The 14,601-nt window shown below is 66.2% G+C and carries 14 protein-coding genes; 7 read left to right on the top strand and 7 right to left on the bottom strand.

Features of this window, described 5'->3' with window-relative positions:
• Nucleotides 1–475 precede the first annotated feature (475 nt).
• The 3 genes from R5H29_RS08165 to R5H29_RS08155 are packed head-to-tail and all read left to right on the top strand — an operon-like array spanning nt 476 to nt 2,012.
• A complete protein-coding gene (locus tag R5H29_RS08165; protein ID WP_111102411.1) occupies nt 476–1,105 on the top strand; it encodes a superoxide dismutase in 630 nt (209 codons plus the stop codon).
• Complete coding sequence (locus R5H29_RS08160; RefSeq protein WP_021204258.1) at nt 1,102–1,680, top strand: flavin reductase family protein; 579 nt, start codon at nt 1,102–1,104, stop codon at nt 1,678–1,680. The genes R5H29_RS08165 and R5H29_RS08160 overlap by 4 nt, the downstream gene beginning before the upstream one ends.
• Nucleotides 1,677–2,012, top strand: coding sequence for a lipopolysaccharide assembly protein LapB (locus R5H29_RS08155; protein ID WP_019336271.1), 336 nt, complete (start codon nt 1,677–1,679; stop codon nt 2,010–2,012). Before R5H29_RS08160 ends, R5H29_RS08155 begins: the two co-directional genes overlap by 4 nt.
• Nucleotides 2,013–2,017: 5 nt before the next feature.
• On the opposite strand, the gene R5H29_RS08150 is transcribed toward R5H29_RS08155, so the two are convergent.
• Both R5H29_RS08150 and R5H29_RS08145 read right to left on the bottom strand, forming a co-directional pair.
• A complete protein-coding gene (locus R5H29_RS08150; RefSeq protein WP_134731576.1) occupies nt 2,018–3,166 on the bottom strand; it encodes an acyl-CoA desaturase in 1,149 nt (382 codons plus the stop codon).
• A gap of 11 nt (nt 3,167–3,177) precedes the next feature.
• Entirely contained in the window at nt 3,178–4,248 is a 1,071-nt protein-coding gene (locus tag R5H29_RS08145) for a ferredoxin reductase (RefSeq protein WP_332329044.1), read from the bottom strand.
• 92 nt (nt 4,249–4,340) lie between these two features.
• Here R5H29_RS08145 and fabR point away from each other — a divergent pair, with 92 nt between their 5' ends.
• From fabR to R5H29_RS08130, 3 genes are all read left to right on the top strand, one after another.
• Nucleotides 4,341–4,997 carry an HTH-type transcriptional repressor FabR gene (fabR, locus tag R5H29_RS08140; RefSeq protein ID WP_005409961.1) on the top strand — a complete coding sequence of 219 codons (657 nt, stop codon included), beginning with the start codon at nt 4,341–4,343 and terminating at the stop codon, nt 4,995–4,997.
• A 230-nt stretch (nt 4,998–5,227) separates the two neighbouring features.
• Complete coding sequence (locus tag R5H29_RS08135; RefSeq protein WP_332329043.1) at nt 5,228–7,387, top strand: TonB-dependent receptor; 2,160 nt, start codon at nt 5,228–5,230, stop codon at nt 7,385–7,387.
• Nucleotides 7,377–7,925: a thioredoxin-like domain-containing protein gene (locus R5H29_RS08130; protein ID WP_332329042.1), complete on the top strand. Its 549-nt coding sequence runs from the start codon at nt 7,377–7,379 to the stop codon at nt 7,923–7,925. The genes R5H29_RS08135 and R5H29_RS08130 overlap by 11 nt, the downstream gene beginning before the upstream one ends.
• A 78-nt stretch (nt 7,926–8,003) precedes the next feature.
• Here R5H29_RS08130 and mntR read toward each other — a convergent pair whose 3' ends face one another.
• A complete protein-coding gene (gene mntR, locus R5H29_RS08125) occupies nt 8,004–8,468 on the bottom strand; it encodes a manganese-binding transcriptional regulator MntR (protein ID WP_019659934.1) in 465 nt (154 codons plus the stop codon).
• 117 nt (nt 8,469–8,585) lie between these two features.
• Here mntR and R5H29_RS08120 point away from each other — a divergent pair, with 117 nt between their 5' ends.
• Nucleotides 8,586–9,917, top strand: a complete 1,332-nt coding sequence (locus R5H29_RS08120; protein ID WP_332329041.1) for an Nramp family divalent metal transporter — start codon at nt 8,586–8,588, stop codon at nt 9,915–9,917.
• Nucleotides 9,918–10,035: 118 nt separating this feature from the next.
• Here the strand turns inward: R5H29_RS08120 and R5H29_RS08115 are convergent, their stop codons facing one another.
• From R5H29_RS08115 to R5H29_RS08100, 4 genes are all read right to left on the bottom strand, one after another.
• Entirely contained in the window at nt 10,036–10,362 is a 327-nt protein-coding gene (locus R5H29_RS08115) for a thioredoxin family protein (protein ID WP_111098131.1), read from the bottom strand.
• The gene (locus R5H29_RS08110; RefSeq protein ID WP_080112517.1) at nt 10,334–10,801 is read right to left on the bottom strand and encodes a flavodoxin; all 468 of its coding nucleotides are present in this window, start codon (nt 10,799–10,801) and stop codon (nt 10,334–10,336) included. Before R5H29_RS08110 ends, R5H29_RS08115 begins: the two co-directional genes overlap by 29 nt.
• A gap of 25 nt (nt 10,802–10,826) precedes the next feature.
• Nucleotides 10,827–11,867, bottom strand: coding sequence for a ribonucleotide-diphosphate reductase subunit beta (locus R5H29_RS08105; RefSeq protein ID WP_111102417.1), 1,041 nt, complete (start codon nt 11,865–11,867; stop codon nt 10,827–10,829).
• Nucleotides 11,868–11,977: 110 nt separating this feature from the next.
• A complete protein-coding gene (locus R5H29_RS08100; RefSeq protein ID WP_332329040.1) occupies nt 11,978–14,341 on the bottom strand; it encodes a ribonucleoside-diphosphate reductase subunit alpha in 2,364 nt (787 codons plus the stop codon).
• Nucleotides 14,342–14,601 lie beyond the last annotated feature (260 nt).

The raw sequence follows: 14,601 nt of genomic DNA, 5'->3' as shown, positions 1-14,601 counted from the left end.
GGATGCAGCAGGCGTGCGGGGAGCAGGTGGATGGCGCCTGCAAGGATTGGTTGAGTTGAGTTGATGAAAACGCCGGCGGCTGGTTCGCCTGCCGGCGCCTTTGTTGATACCGGTTGTGGGGGGGGGGGGGGGGGGGGGGGGCGCCCCCCCCAACACCACCAAGGTGGGGCCGGCCCCGCCCCCACGCCCCCCCCCCCACCGCCCGTTGTCCGGGGGGCGGGGGCAGCTGTGCCCCGCGCCCGGCTGTTTCCAAACGGGGTTTCTGTTTGGGCCGGCCGGGGGCGGCCACCCCGACCTTGCCGGCATGCCGGCCCGCGGCCGGCACTACCATTTCGCTCGTGCTGTCCTGCAGGAAGAATCAAAGCGACGAACGCGTACGCACCTCAATCCCGCCCCTTGACCTCAACCAATGTTGAGGTGCGATAACAGTCTCCCCACGGCCAGCCCTCTGGCCTTCCCCACGGAGATTGCTTCGATGTCGTACTCGCTTCCCCCGCTCCCCTACGCCTACGACGCCCTTGAGCCGCATTTCGATGCGCGCACGATGGACATCCACCACAGCAAGCACCACCAGGCCTACGTCAACAACCTCAACGCCGCCATCGAGCAGGCCGGCATCGCCGAGCAGCCGGTCGAGGCGCTGATCGCCAACCTCGATGCCGTGCCCGAGGCGCAGCGCGGCGCCATCCGCAACAACGGCGGCGGCCACGCCAACCACAGCCTGTTCTGGACCGTGCTCAGCACCAACGGTGGTGCACCCGATGACGAACTGGCCGCCGCCATCGACCGTGACCTCGGCGGTTTCGATGCTTTCAAGGAGGCCTTCACCAAGGCGGCGCAGACCCGCTTCGGCAGCGGCTGGGCCTGGCTGACCAGCGATCGCGATGGTCGCCTGCAGGTGGAAAGCAGCGCCAACCAGGACAGCCCGCTGATGGGTGCGGCCGTGGGCCTGTCCGGCAACACCCCGATCCTCGCACTGGATGTCTGGGAACACGCCTACTACCTGCACTACCAGAACCGTCGCCCGGACTACATCGGTGCGTTCTTCAACATCATCAACTGGGCCGAGGTCGGCCGGCGCTACCGCCAGGCCAGGGCCTCATGAGCGGCGAAACGCTGCCGTACGCCGGGCCGTGGGCGGGGGTTTTCCCCGCCCCGGCCCCGGTGCCGTCGGTCGAGATGCCGCCGCGGGCCCTGCGGCGGCTGCTCGGCCACTTTCCTACCGGCGTGGCCATCGTCTGCACGCGCGATGCGCAGGGCAAACCCATCGGCCTGACCATCAATTCGTTCGTGCCGGTGTCATTGCAGCCGCCACTGGTGCTGTGGAACCTGGCGTTGCATGCGCAGAGCCTGTCCACCTTCCAGCGCGCCACCCGCTTTGCGATCAGCGTGCTGGCGGCCGACCAGGAAGCGCTGGCCCGGCGCTTTGCCGATCCGCAGGTCCGCAACCGCTTCGACGGCCTGGCATTGCTGGATGATGACGAGGATGCTCCACCACGCATCGCCGGTGCGGTCGCCCACCTCACCTGTACCCGCCACGCACAGTGGCCGGTGGGTGATCATCTGCTGCTGGCCGGCCGCATCATCGAAGTGCACGAGAACGGCGGCGCGCCGCTGCTGTTCCATCGTGGCCGCTTCCAGCCCGGCCCCACCGAACTGCTGGTGGAGGTGCGCGGATGAACATCGAAGCCCTGGAATGCATGCTTGCCAACGGCAAGGACGGCGCGCTGCTGCGCTTCGGCCTGGGCAAGGGTTGGCTGGATGCGGGCAACCCGGTGCGCGCGGCCACCCATCTGGGCCGGTGCGTGGTGCTTGATCCGCAGTATTCCGCGGCGTGGAAGCTGCTGGGCAAAGCCTGGCTGGCCAGTGGCCAGCCGCTGGCGGCGCGCGAAGCATGGCAACGCGGCTTGAGCGTGGCCGGCAGCAAGGGTGACCAGCAGGCACACAAGGAAATGCAGGTGTTCCTGCGCCGCCTGGACCGCGAACAGGCGGCCCTGGCGAAGGCGGGCTGAGTCGATCAGCCCGCGTTGGCCGATGCCGGCGCGGACATGATGTCCGGCATCGGCAGGCGGCGCGGCTTGCTGGGGAACGCGTGACGCAGGATGCGCCAGACCACCTGGCCGAACTGGCGCGGCAGCGAGCCGTTGTTGTAGTGCTGGCCGTAACGACGGCAGATGTCCTTCACTTCCTTGGCGATGGCCGCATAACGGTTGGCCGGCAGATCCGGGTAGAAATGGTGCTCGATCTGGTGGCTGAGGTTGCCCGACAGCACGTTGATCAGGAAGCCACCGCTGATGTTGGACGAACCGCGCAGCTGGCGCAGGTACCAATGGCCGCGCGACTCATTGCGCAGGCACTCCTTGGGGAAGGTTTCCGATTCGGCGGTGAAGTGCCCGCAGAAGATGATCACGTAGGTCCAGATGTTGCGCAGGCCGTTGGCGACCAGGTTGCCCAGCATCACGGTGAGGAAGAACGGACCAGCCAGCAGCGGGAAGAACACGTAGTCCTTCAGCACCTGGCGGGCCATCTTGCGCGCCACCGGGCGGGTCTGCAGCCACATCGCACGGCCGCTGATGCGGCCCTTCAGCCAGCGGCCAAGGCGAAGGTCCTGCGCGGCCACACCCCACTGGAACAGCAGCGCGAAGATCGGCGCGATGATCGGCTGCAGCAGGTAGAACGGCTTCCAGCGCTGTTCCGGGAAGATTCGCAGCAGGCCATAACCGATGTCATCGTCCATGCCACGCACATTGGTGTAGGTGTGGTGGCGGAAATTGTGGGTCTTGCGCCAGTTGTCGGCGGTGGCAACGATGTCCCACTCGTAGGTGTTGCCATTGAGCTTGGGGTCACCGGTCCAGTCGAACTGGCCGTGCATCACGTTGTGGCCCAGCTCCATGTTCTCCAGGATCTTCGACAGCGCCAGCAGCAGCGTGCCGGTGATCGCGGCCGGCCACAGCAGCGGCATCCAGAACAGCGGCGAAAAGGCCGCCAGGAACAGCAGGCCACGGCCACCCACGCCGAACCAGCGCACGGCGGCGGCCACGCGGCGGATGTAGCGGGTATCGGAGGCGCCGAGGCTGCCGATCACACGGTCGCGGATCGCATCGAGTTCCTCACCGAAGGCATGCATCTCGGCGGTGCTCAGGGCACGGTCGGTAGCGCGGGTCATGGCAGGCGTCCTCAGAGATCCAGAGTCAGGTCGGTGGTCGGTGCGCTCACGCAGATCCGCACCGGCTGTGCCGATTCGGACTGCAGGTCGCCGGTGCGAAGGTGGCGGGTGGCGCCACTGACGCGATCACAGGTGCAGGTGTTGCAGATGCCCATGCGGCAACCGTGCTTGGGCTTGATGCCATGCGCTTCCAGGCTTTCCAGCAGCGAGCGGCCTCGCGGCACGCTCAGCTGGCGGCCACTGCGCGCAAGCGTCAGCGACACCTCGCCTTCGCTGCTGGCATCGCGCAGTGGCGCCGGCGGGGTGAAGGCTTCGGCCTGGAAGCCAGCCACCTGGTGCGCCAGGCGTTCACGCGCAGCGGCAACGAAGCCATCCGGACCGCAGGCCAACACATGGCGCTGCGCCAGCGGCGTGTCATCGCCGGCCACCTGCAGATCATGGGTATCGATGCGCGCGGCCGGCGCCTCACCCTCGCGGGTGGTCAGCAGATGCACGCGCAGGTTCGGATGTGCCGCGGCCAGCGCCTGCAGTTCATCACGGAACTGCAGATGGGCGGCGGTGCGCTCCCAATAGAACAGGTCCACCGGTGCTGCCAGCGGGCGCTGGCAGGCGTCGCGCAACAGGCTGCGCATCGGCGTGATGCCACTGCCGGCAGCCAGCAGCAGCACCGGCGCCGCGGCCGGCATATGGAACTCGCCGAAGGCGGCATCGAGGCGGAACAGTTCGCCCGGCTGTGCATGGTTGACCAGATGCTGGCTGACCCGGCCGCCATCGATCGCCTTGACGGTGATCGCCAGCTCGCGCCGACCCAGTGCGGTAGGGCTGTAGCTGCGCTGCCACAGGCGCCCCTCAATCTCGACGCCCAGGGTGACGTGCTGGCCGGCGCGCACGCCGGCCCAGTGCCGGTTGGTGCGCAGGACCAGGGTCGCCGCGCCCTCGCCGGCCGGCTCGCGCCGGACCAGTCGGGCCACCGGCTCGCGCAGGGTCCACAGGGGATTGAGCTGGCCCGCCCAGAAATCGAACAGCGACGGCGAGACCCAGCGGTACGGAGAGAACAGGGACGGACGGACGACAGCGCTCATGGGCGCACTATACGGGCGCACATACACCTGTGTATACATGTGTATATTGAACCGGATTGGGTATGATTCAGCCTCGCCCCACCGGAACCCCCATGGCCGCCGCCACCGCCTTGTCGACGCCTGAAGATGCCAACAGCCCGGCCCGCCGTACGGTGAGCCGCGAGGATCTGCTGGCCGCCGCCCTGAAGCTGATCGGGCCACACCGCAGCCTGTCCACGCTCAGCCTGCGCGAAGTGGCACGTGAGGCCGGCATTGCGCCGAACAGCTTCTACCGGCAGTTCCGCGACATGGACGAACTGGCCGTGGCGCTGATCGACGCCGCCGGCCGCTCGCTGCGCACCATCATCGGCGAGGCCCGCCAGCGCGCCACGTCTACCGCCACCAGCGTGGTGCGCGTTTCCGTGGAGACCTTCATGGAACAGCTGCGCGCCGACGACAAGCTGCTGCACGTGCTGCTGCGTGAAGGCGCGGTCGGCTCGGACGACTTCAAGCATGCGGTCGAACGCGAACTGCACTATTTCGAAGAAGAGCTGCAGCACGACCTGGTGCGCCTGGCTGCACTGGACGGCGCTGTGCTGCATGCCCCCGAGCTGGTGGCCAAGGCCATCACCCGGCTGGTGTTCGCGATGGGTGCCACCGCCATGGACCTGCCGCCGGAGAAGGATCCGGAACTGGTCGAACAGATCTCCACGATGATCCGCATGATCATCGTCGGCGCCCGGACCCCCGCCGCATTCCGCCGCGGCTGACGATCCGACCGCGCCTACACGGCAACTCCATCCTATGGACATGACCACCGGCAGGGTTGCGGTCGTTTTATGTAATGTTATAACACATGCATGATCTGACTCGACTGGTACCCAAAGCGTAATTGCCTCAGCCTCGTTATATAGCACTTGCTATATTAATAAGCCGCTGCTTTCATATGCGTCAGCCAGGTCGCCCTCGCCGCCTTTCTTCTCCCAAGGACGACGCCCTCATGCCCGTTGCCACGCCCCTCTTCCATCGGCTGCCCCTGGCCGCCGCCATTGCCCTGACCGTGCCGCTGCCTGCACTGGCCGCCACCTCGAAGCCCACCGAGCTGGACCGCGTGCAGGTCAAGGTCAGCACCGCCACCCGCAGCGAACGCCTGCTATCCGATGTCCCGATCCGCACCGAAGTGCTGCGCAAGGAAGACATCGCGCTGCGCGCGGCCACCGACTTCTCGCGCGCCGCCGAGCTGATCAACGGCCTGCGCGTGGAAAGCAACTGCCAGAACTGCAACACCAGCGAAGTGCAGCTGCTGGGCCTGCCCGGTGCCTACAACCAGCTGTTGTTCGATGGCATCCCGCTGTTGTCCACGCTGGGCAGCGTGTACGGCCTGGAACAGATCCCGGCCGGGTTCGTCGACCGCATCGAAGTGGTCAAGGGCGGCGGCTCGGCGCTGTACGGCCCGGGTGCGGTGGCCGGTGTGATCAACCTGATTCCGCCGCTGCCGGCGCGCAGCGGCGGCCATGTGCAGGCCGGCGTGGATGTCCTGAAGGGCACACCGCAGAAGAATGCCGACGTGCGCCTGGACCTGGTGGCGAAAGATGCCGACGCCGGGCTTTCAGTGATTGCCCAGCGCAACTGGAACAGCGGCATCGACTACAACGGTGACGGCTACACCGAGATCACCCGCAAGAACCTCAAGGTCGGCGGGCTGCAGGCCTGGTACGCGCCCACGCCGGGCACGCGGCTGCGCCTGGACCTGCAGGTGACCGATGAAACCCGGCGTGGCGGCGATCGACTGGATCAGCCCGAATACCTGGCCAACATCGCCGAATCGCTGGATACGAAATACCGGCGCGGCAGCGTGTCGTGGGATCAGGAAATCAATGCCGACGTCGATTTCCGCCTGGCCTACGCCTTCGCCGACATCGACCGCGACAGTTTCTACGGCGGTCTTGGCGACGTGGTTACCGATCCGTCTGCACCCGGCTATGACCCGTCGCAGCTGGATCCCAACGTGGCCGGCAGCGCGGCCTCGCGTTCGTGGCGCCAATACGGCCGCACCCAAAACCCGCTGCACTATATCGACAGCCAGTTGAACTGGCGGCTGGGCGCGCACGCGCTGGCCTTCGGCGTGCAGTACAAGCACGAGGCGCTGCGCGACGGCAACCGCACCGGTGACGGGCAGCGCCTGGCGGTGCTGGAAGATGCAACCTTCCACAACCTGGGCGCCTTCATCCAGGACGAATGGAGCCTGCGTGACAACGTCGACCTGGTACTGGGCGCACGCGTGGACAAGAGCTCGGAACTGGACAGCGCGGTGTTCTCGCCGCGCATCGCCCTGGCCTGGCAGGCCACGCCCAACCTGAAATGGCGCGCCGGCATCGCCACCGGCTTCCGTGCGCCGGAGATCTTCGTCGAGGACGTGCACGTCGATACGCTGGGTGGCGAGCAGGTGCGCGTGCGCAACACCGATGGCCTGAAGGAAGAGCGCGCGTTGACCACCCTGTTCGGCTTCGACTGGCGCTCGGACCCGGCCAATCCAGTGTGGAGCTGGGATGCTACCGCCTCCTATGCACGCATCCGCGATACCTTCGCGCTGGGCGAGATCCAGCGCGGCGGTGACGGACAACTGAGCCAGCTGCGCTACAACGCTTCCGGCTCCAACGTGCTGGGCGCGGAAACCAACCTCGGCTGGCAGCCGTCGCCGCAGTGGCGCCTGACCGCCGGTGCCTCGTGGTACCGCTCGCGCTTCCGCGAACCGCAGCGCATCTTCGACGACACCGGCGACGGTGGCGACACCATCATCGAAAGCCGCGACTACCTGAAGACCCCGCGCTGGACCGGCCTGGCGCAGCTCAGCTGGATGCCCGCCGAGCCGTGGGAAACCTTCGTCGCGCTGCGCCATACCGGGCCGATGTCGGTGCTGAACAACCGGTTGGGCGAGCTGCACCGTACGCGTTCCTTCCTGGTCACCGATCTTGGTGCTCGCTGGCACCGCCATCTGGGCGCGCAGGCGCAGCAGGAAGTGTCGGTGGCCGCGGGTGTCAAGAACGTGTTCGATCAGCGCCAGAAAGATCTGGAAGTGGGCGCGCTGCGTGACAGCGACTATGTCTACGGGCCGCGCTTCGCGCGTTCGTGGTACGTCAACCTGCGCTATGCGTTCTGAACTGCAGCGAGCGTTGTTGCTGGCCTGTGCCGTGCTGCTGGCCGCACCGGCGATGGCTGCGGACCTGCACGCGCAGGTCTCGGCCTCGCTGATGCGGCCGGAACAGCGCTCGCTGCGACCGATGCAATGGACACAGCCGCCGAAACTGGTGGCGCTGTACTTCGGTGCCGACTGGTGTGCACCGTGCCATGCCTTCGTACCCACGCTGCGCAGCGTGCGTGATGCCCTGCGCCAAGCCGGCGCCGATACCGAAGTGGTGTACGTCAGCCAGGATGAGAGCGAGAGCGCGCTGCGCCGCTACATGCACGCGCAGGAGATGCCGTGGCCGGTGCTTGACCCGCGCCGCGCTGCGCGCATGCCGGCCCTGCAGGCATTGGCCGGGCTGGCACCGCCGAATCTGGTAATGATCGATGCCGACGGCACGGTGCTGGCCAATGGCTGGCAAGGCCGGCGTTACCAAGGCCTGCAGCCGGTGTTGAAGGAATGGACGAAACGGGCGTGCGCGCAGGTACAGGCCCGCTGCCCGCCTGGATTGTAGATCCACGCCATGCGTGGATGCTCCCTGTCATCGCGCGAACAGCAGCCGAGCATGGCTCGGCTCTACAGGAAACGTGGCTCAGCCGCCCTCGGCCTTGCGCACGAACGCCTCGAACAGCGCCAGCGTCTGCTCGCTCACATGGTGCTCGATACCCTCCGCATCACGCCGTGCCGTGTCAGGGTCCACGCCCAGCGCCAGCAGGAAACGCTCCACGGTCTGGTGCCGCTGGCGGCTGGCATGGGCCAGCGCCTCGCCTTCCGGGGTCAGGAACACGCCGCGGTACGGTCGCTGCACCACCCAGCCATCGCGGGCCAGGCGCCGCAGCATCTTCGCCACGGTGGGCTGGGCCACGCCCAGGCGGGTGGCGATGTCGACCTGGCGGGCCTCGCCGCCATCGGCCAGCAGGTCCGAGATCAGCTCGACATAGTCCTCCACCAGCTCCATCCGGTGCGCTTCGCGCACTTGCCGGAAGCTCTCGACCTGGCGCTCAGCCTCGATCAAGGGGGTGCTTTTCAGCGATGTCGAATCGTCGGTCTTGCCCACGCCTGCGCCTGTCCTTCCGGTCTACTCCGGGTTTGAAACTGAATTCTGGACCAGCAACGCGATAAAGACGATTGTTTCACATTGCTAATGACTATAGCAGGAGCTATATTCGGACCCATGAACACCCTGGCGCCCCACGACCCTTCGGCCTCCACCCCGGCCAGCCTGGGCGCGCTCAATGCCTCGGTGGCGGTACCCGACAAGGGGCACTGGTGGTTCCGCCTGCTGGCCTTCCTCGGCCCGGGCTACATGATCTCGGTCGGCTACATGGACCCGGGCAACTGGGCCACCGACCTCGCCGGCGGTTCGCGCTTCGGCTACCTGCTGCTGTCGGTCATCCTCATCTCCAACCTGATGGCGGTGATCCTGCAGGCGCTGTCGGCACGGCTGGGCATCGCCACCGGCATGGATCTGGCGCAGGCCTGCCGCGCGCGGTACCCGAAGCCGGTGAACCTGGCGCTGTGGGCGCTGTGCGAGGCAGCGATCATCGCCTGCGACCTGGCCGAGGTGATCGGCACCGCGATCGCATTGAAGCTGCTGTTCGACCTGCCACTGCTCTGGGGCGCGGTCATCACTGCGCTGGATACGCTGCTGGTCCTGCTGCTGATGAACCGCGGCTTCCGTGCGCTGGAAGCCTTCGTGATCGCGCTGCTGATGGTGATCTTCGCCTGCTTCATGGTGCAGATCGCGATGGCTGCGCCGCCGGTGATGGACGTGCTGGGCGGCTTCATTCCGCGCGCGCAGGTAGTGACCGATCCGCACGCGCTGTACATCGCGATCGGCATCATCGGTGCCACGGTGATGCCGCACAATCTCTACCTGCATTCGTCCATCGTGCAGACCCGCGCCTACCCGCGTACCGACGAAGGCCGCCGCAGCGCGCTGCGCTGGGCGGTGACCGACAGCACCCTCGCGCTGACCCTGGCACTGTTCATCAACGCCAGCATCCTGATCCTGGCAGCGGCGGTGTTCCATGCCAATGGCCGATTCGACGTGGAAGACATCGAGCAGGCGCACCAGCTGCTGGCGCCAATGCTGGGCGTGGGCGCGGCGGCGACACTGTTTGCGATTGCCCTGCTGGCCTCGGGCCTGAATTCGACAGTGACCGCCACGCTGGCCGGCCAGATCGTGATGGAAGGCTTCCTGCACCTGCGCCTGCCGCCGTGGCTGCGTCGGCTGATCACGCGCGCACTGGCGATCATTCCGGTGGTGGTGGTGATCATGCTGTTCGGCGACCAGGGCGCGGTGGAGCTGCTGGTGCTGAGCCAGGTGGTGCTGTCGATGCAGCTGCCGTTCGCGATCATCCCCCTGGTGCGGATCGTGACCGACAAGGTGACGATGGGCGCCTTGGTCGCACCACGCTGGCTGGGCGCGATTGCCTGGGTGATCGCGCTGGTGATCGTGGTGCTGAACGTGAAGCTGCTGGTGGATACCTTCAGCGGAGCCTGACGCCAAAGCACGGACCCTGCCCCGGTAGATCCACGCCACGCGTGGATGCCCTTGTAGAGTCGAGCCATGCTCGACTCATCGCTCACCGCGCGAACGGCAGTCGAGCATGGGCTCGGCTCTACAAATGCAGCGCGATCGCGGCCTCGATCTGCTGCGGCGACTGGAACCCGGCCAGGCGCGTGCGTTCGTTACCGTCACGGAACAGGGACAGCGTCGGCGTCTGCCGCAGTCCCAGCTCCCTGAAGAACGCCTCACCCAGCACCTCCAGCTGCACGCGCAGCAGGGTCGTGCCCTGCCCCGCCACGCTGTTGGCCACGCGATGCAACGACATCTCCAGCATCCGGCAGCCCGGGCACTGGTCCTTGTGGAAATCCACCAGCACCCGCGGATGTTCGGCCAGCAGCTGCTGGAACTGCTCAGGCGTGGTGGCGTCGATGATCTGCATCGGTGTTGCTCCAGTAGTGGGCCAGGACCGTATCGGTCCAGGCGTCGATGGCTGCGGCGTGACGCTCGCCATGCGGCATCTGCTCGATCTCGAGCGGCGGATAGTCGCTGCGGAAATAGCGGATCAGCCGGTGCACGGCGCCGCAGTAGTACTCCTGCCCCCACTGCGTTTCGCCGGTGCCGAACACCGCCAGCTGCCGTGGCCGCTCGCCGCGCTCGGCGATGCCGGCCACCCATGCCTTCATCTCCGCTGGCGTGCGGCCGGCGTTGTCGGTCCAGCAGCCCAGCAGCACCAGGTCGGCCTCATCGGCCGCCAGCGGCGGTGCCTGGCGCAGGTCGTCGGCCTCCTGCCAGTACACCGCATGACCGGCAACGCGGCAGCGTTCGGCGATCTGCCGGCCGAGTTCGCGGGTGTTGCCGCTCAAGGAGGCGACCACCATCAGGATGCTCAGCACGGCGCCAGGCTCAGAGATCGTCGAAGCCGTTGTCGACGTTGGTCTTCTTGTAACTTGCATTGCGCATCTCGAAGAAGTCGGTCTTGGTCTCGGTGAAGTTGTCGGCGTAGGCCTTGATCCACGGCATCACGTTGTCAGTGGTGTCGCTGTACAGGCGCTCGATGCCGAGCATGCCGGCCATCTTGTTGGCCCGGTACTTCACGTAGCGCGTCATCTCGTCCACGTCGATGCCATCGATGCCATCCAGCACCTCCGACGACCACTGCGTCTCAAGCTCGATGGCATGTTCGAATGACTGGTGCACATAGGCGGTCAACTCATTGGTCTGCAGCTCGGGGTTTTCGCCGATGATGGCGCGGATCAGCTCGCTGATGAACTTGGTATGGGCCAGCTCGTCGCGATTGATGAAGCTGATGATCTTGCCGGTGCCGTTCATGCGGTTCTGCCGCACCATGTTGTAGAAGTACGCGAACCCGGAATAGAAATTGATGCCCTCCAGGATCGAGGACTGGATCAACGACTTGAGCAGGGTCTCGGCGGTCTTCTCGCGCATGAAATCGTCATACGCACCCATGATCGGGGCATTGCGCTTGATGATGGTCGGGTGGGTGCGAGCGATCTCGAAGATGCGGTTCTGGTTCGGCAGGTCGGTGATCGAGGCCAGCACGTAGCTGTAGCTCTCGTTGTGGATCACTTCCTGCTGGCCGATGATGGCTGCGTTGGCATGCGCGGCCGGGTCGGTGATGTACTCGGCCACGTTGTAGATGAAGCGCGTCTGCGGTGAATCCAGCGTGGCCAGCAGGCCGATGATTGAATCGTAGGCGTTCTTTTCGCGCCCTGACAGCTCGCCGTACTGGCGCGCATCCAGCTTCATGTCCACTTCGTCGGGAATCCAGAAGTTGGTCGACAGCTCCTTGTAGGCCCGATAGAACGACGGGTACGGGATATCGTTCCAGTTGAGGATGCCGCTGGTCTGGCCGTTGATGATGCCGGTGCTGCGGTTGGGGTGGCGTGGTTCGAGGATCTTGATGCGGTCGAGGGGGGTTGCCATGGTCGTTTACCTTCGTATTACGTGCATTGCGGATGTAGCGCCGAGCCCATGCTCGGCTGCTCTTCGCGTCTGAGCCGAGCGCGGGCTCGGCTCTACAAGAGGCGCAGCGATCAGCTGGAGCACCATTCGCATTCGCTGATGTCGATGTCGTTGGAGCGCACGTAGTAGGTGGTCTTCAGGCCTTCGCGCCAGGCGCTCAGGTGCAGCTCCAGCAGCGTGCTCGCACGGATGGTGCTGGGCACATACAGGTTGAAACTGATCGACTGGTCGACATGCCGCTGGCGGCGCGCGTTCTGGCGCACGCTGGCGAACTGGTCGACCTTGTAGGCGCCCTTCTCGTAGTACGACCAGGTTTCCAGCGACAGGCCCGGCGCCGCCACCGGCCGCCGGAAATCCTTCTTTTCCTCGTAGTAGAACGCGCTGTAGATCGGGTCGATCGATGCGGTGGAACCGGCAATCTGCGCGGTGCTCATGTTCGGCGCGACGGCCAGCAACCAGCCGTTGCGCAGGCCGTGCGTGGCGACCTCGCGGGCCAGGCTGTCCCAGGCCGCGCCGCTGTAGCCGCGGTCACTGAAATAGCGTCCGTTGTGCCAATCGCTGCCGGCGAACATCGGATAGCTGCCCTTCTCCTGCGCCAGTTGCGCGCTGGCCTGGATGGTCAGGAAGTTGATGCGTTCGTAGAGATGGTCGGCCAATACTTCGGCATCCGGAGATTCCCACTGGATCGCCTGCTGCGCCAGCAGGTGGTGCCAACCGAACGTGCCCAGGCCGATGGCGCGGTACTTGCGGTTGGTGATCGTGGCCTGCGGCACCGGCAACGCATTGAGGTCGATCACGTTGTCGAGCATGCGCACCTGGATCGGGATCAGGCGCTCCAGCACATCGGTGGCCAGCAGGTCATCCGGTGCGCTGATCGCCCGGCCGAGGTTGATCGAGGACAGGTTGCAGACCACGAAGTCACCGGCGCGGCGTGTGGTGACGATCTGGTCGCCGCTGACGATCTCCTGGATCATCCGCGTCGGACTCATGTTCTGCAGGATCTCGGTGCACAAGTTGCTGGAATAGATCATGCCCGCGTGCTTGTTCGGATTCCGGCGATTGACCTCGTCGCGGTAGAACAGGAACGGGTTGCCGGTCTCCAGCTGGCTGAGCATGATCCGCTTGAACAGATCGATGGCCTTCACCGTTCGGCGGCTGATGCGCTCATCGGCCACCAGTTCGGCGTAGCGGTCACGGAAGCTGCCCGCGCCGCGCGTCTCATCGTAGAAGTCCTGCAGGTACCAGCCCTTGGCCTGCTTCACCTCGTGCGGGTCAAACAGGTACCAGTCGGCGCGGCGTTCCACCGCTTCCATGAACAGGTCGGGTACGCACACCGAGGTGAACACATCGTGCGCGCGCAGGCGCTGGTCACCGTTGTTCAGGCGCAGATCCAGGAAGGCTTCGATGTCGCGGTGCCAGATGTCCAGGTACACCGCCACCGCGCCCTTGCGCTGGCCAAGCTGGTCGACCGACACCGCGGTGTTGTTGAGCTGCTTGATCCACGGCACCACGCCGCCGGAGGAATTGGCCACGCCCCGTATCGGCGCGCCGCTGCTGCGCACATAGCCCAGGTAGGCGCCGACGCCGCCACCGTGCTTGGACACGCGGGCGATATCGGTGTTGGAGTCATAGATGCCCTGCAGGCTGTCGTCCACCGTGTCGATGAAGCAGCTGGACAGCTGCCCACCCACCTTGCCGGCATTGGCCAGGGTCGGTGTGGCGACGGTCATGTACAGGTTGGACAGCGCCCAGTACGCCTCGCCGACCAGCTGCATGCGGCGTTCGCGCGGCTTTTCCTCCTGCATCAGGTACAGCGCGATGGTCAGCCAGCGCTCCTGCGGCAGTTCGTAGACCTCGCGGCTGCGATCGCTGGCCAGGTAGCGCGTGGCCAGCAGGTACAGGCCGTTGTACGCGAACAGGCGGTCGCGCTCCGGGTCGATCATCTCGCCGGCCTGCTGCAGCTCTTCCTTCGAATAGCAGCGCAGGATGTCGTTGCTGTAGATGCCGCGGTCAGCCAGGCTTTCCTGCAGGCCCACATACGAACCGTACTTCAGGCCGACGTCGTAGAAGCGGTTGCGGCTGGCGCGCTTGTACAGGCGACGCAGGTAGATGCGCGCGGCAAACTGTTCCCACTCGGGTGCAACCAGGTCCACACGCGATTCGGCCTCACGGATCAGCAGATCGACCAGGTCGTCGGCGCTGATGCTCGGTTTGCGCTCGACCATCGCCTGCACCACGCGGCGATAGTCGCTCACGTCCAGCTGCGGGAACTCGGCATGCACGGCGTCGATGCTGCGCTGCAGGCGCTCGGCCTCGAACGGCAGGCGGCGGTTGCCGGCCTCCTTGGTGATCCAGGTCGGCACGCGCTCGCCACCGGCGCGCAAGGCGTCGCCGGCGCCGGCCAGATCGGCCACGCGGAAGGTACTGTCGGTCATGGTGGTGGAACTCCAGGCTCGCACGCGCTTTGGCGGTCGATGCCATGGCGGCCCTGAACGCGATACCGGCGCACGGGGCGAACGGGTGGATTGCCAGGGCACGGGAACGTAGGTCGTCGGCATCTGCCTGCGCCTGCGGCCGGTATCCGGGCCGTGGGGGCGACCTGCGTCCGCACGATGGCGGCCGCGTCGACACGGCAAGCCATCAGGGGCGGGCCGCGGGACGTTTGCTGTATGTCCGGCGGCGGCGGCTGACCGGG

The sequence above is a fragment of the Stenotrophomonas sp. A3_2 genome, from assembly GCF_036624925.1.
Taxonomy (GTDB): Bacteria; Pseudomonadota; Gammaproteobacteria; order Xanthomonadales; family Xanthomonadaceae; genus Stenotrophomonas; species Stenotrophomonas hibiscicola.
The sequence above is the reverse complement of the archived record's forward strand: the minus strand, read 5'-3'. Positions and strand labels throughout refer to the sequence as shown.

Excerpts from the sequence above, each read along its gene's own strand:
- fabR (WP_005409961.1), top strand. The coding sequence starts at position 4,341 with ATGGCCGCCGCCACCGCCTTGTCGACGCCTGAAGATGCCAACAGCCCG.
- R5H29_RS08155 (WP_019336271.1), top strand. The coding sequence starts at position 1,677 with ATGAACATCGAAGCCCTGGAATGCATGCTTGCCAACGGCAAGGACGGC.
- R5H29_RS08100 (WP_332329040.1), bottom strand. The coding sequence starts at position 14,341 with ATGACCGACAGTACCTTCCGCGTGGCCGATCTGGCCGGCGCCGGCGAC.
- R5H29_RS08105 (WP_111102417.1), bottom strand. The coding sequence starts at position 11,867 with ATGGCAACCCCCCTCGACCGCATCAAGATCCTCGAACCACGCCACCCC.
- R5H29_RS08150 (WP_134731576.1), bottom strand. The coding sequence starts at position 3,166 with ATGACCCGCGCTACCGACCGTGCCCTGAGCACCGCCGAGATGCATGCC.
- R5H29_RS08115 (WP_111098131.1), bottom strand. The coding sequence starts at position 10,362 with ATGCAGATCATCGACGCCACCACGCCTGAGCAGTTCCAGCAGCTGCTG.
- R5H29_RS08165 (WP_111102411.1), top strand. The coding sequence starts at position 476 with ATGTCGTACTCGCTTCCCCCGCTCCCCTACGCCTACGACGCCCTTGAG.
- R5H29_RS08160 (WP_021204258.1), top strand. The coding sequence starts at position 1,102 with ATGAGCGGCGAAACGCTGCCGTACGCCGGGCCGTGGGCGGGGGTTTTC.
- R5H29_RS08145 (WP_332329044.1), bottom strand. The coding sequence starts at position 4,248 with ATGAGCGCTGTCGTCCGTCCGTCCCTGTTCTCTCCGTACCGCTGGGTC.
- R5H29_RS08110 (WP_080112517.1), bottom strand. The coding sequence starts at position 10,801 with ATGGTGGTCGCCTCCTTGAGCGGCAACACCCGCGAACTCGGCCGGCAG.
- R5H29_RS08135 (WP_332329043.1), top strand. The coding sequence starts at position 5,228 with ATGCCCGTTGCCACGCCCCTCTTCCATCGGCTGCCCCTGGCCGCCGCC.
- R5H29_RS08120 (WP_332329041.1), top strand. The coding sequence starts at position 8,586 with ATGAACACCCTGGCGCCCCACGACCCTTCGGCCTCCACCCCGGCCAGC.
- R5H29_RS08130 (WP_332329042.1), top strand. The coding sequence starts at position 7,377 with ATGCGTTCTGAACTGCAGCGAGCGTTGTTGCTGGCCTGTGCCGTGCTG.